We start from the raw sequence: 258 nt of genomic DNA on the forward strand, positions 1-258 counted from the left end.
GCTTCCATGAAGACGGGCTCCAGGCGGGGTTGGCTGTGGCCGAAAGGCTCAGCGGAACCCGCCGGCCCTGGCAGATTGCCAATCCGTCCGGCCGCATCTTTACGGCCGTGCCGCGCGAGGCCGCCGAATGATGGAAACATCCGCGCTGTACCTGGGGGACGTGGTTCACCGCCGACATCGACCGGCAACGCACAGGCTGCGATATCGGGTGTTTTCGCTGCTGCTCGATCTGGACGATCTCGACGGGCTTGACCGACG

The 258-nt window shown here is 65.5% G+C and carries 1 protein-coding gene; it reads left to right on the top strand.

What is annotated here, in order from left to right; genetic code table 11:
• Positions 1-130: 130 nt before the first annotated feature.
• Positions 131-258, top strand: a 128-nt coding sequence (locus SB658_RS25335; RefSeq protein ID WP_410603190.1) for a DUF1365 family protein, incomplete at its 3' end; no start/stop codon positions are given.

The organism is Bacillus sp. SIMBA_008 (assembly GCF_046535495.1).
GTDB classification, from domain to species: domain Bacteria; phylum Bacillota; class Bacilli; order Bacillales; family Bacillaceae; genus Bacillus; species Bacillus subtilis.